This window comes from Thermodesulfovibrio sp. 1176, assembly GCF_029946585.1.
Lineage (GTDB): Bacteria > Nitrospirota > Thermodesulfovibrionia > Thermodesulfovibrionales > Thermodesulfovibrionaceae > Thermodesulfovibrio.
In genome coordinates this window covers 1-255 of record NZ_JARZRZ010000029.1, presented here as the reverse complement: position 1 = coordinate 255, position 255 = coordinate 1, and the positions used below count along the sequence as shown (strand labels likewise).

General features: G+C 38.4%; 1 protein-coding gene. It reads left to right on the top strand.

What is annotated here, in order from left to right:
* On the top strand, positions 1–255 hold a 255-nt coding region (locus QI155_RS11025; protein ID WP_281321688.1), incomplete at both ends, for a hypothetical protein.

The following is a 255-nucleotide window of genomic DNA, read 5'->3' as shown; positions in this document are numbered from 1 at the left end:
TATTTCAAACATAATTTTACAGATGGCTATATCTTCAACGGGGCAACTTCCTCAAGGGACAAACCACGAAAGCGTTGTAAATCTAATAAGTTCAGGAGTAAGATGGGCAATTGAAAAATTCGGGCAGGATGCTATGGTTGACCACATACAGATTTATCTTTCAGAGTTTCCAAAGCATTACAATGGCAAGGATATCCTTTGCGAAGGCAAAGAAGCGTGTATTGAAGACTTTAAATTATTATCCACTCATCTGGC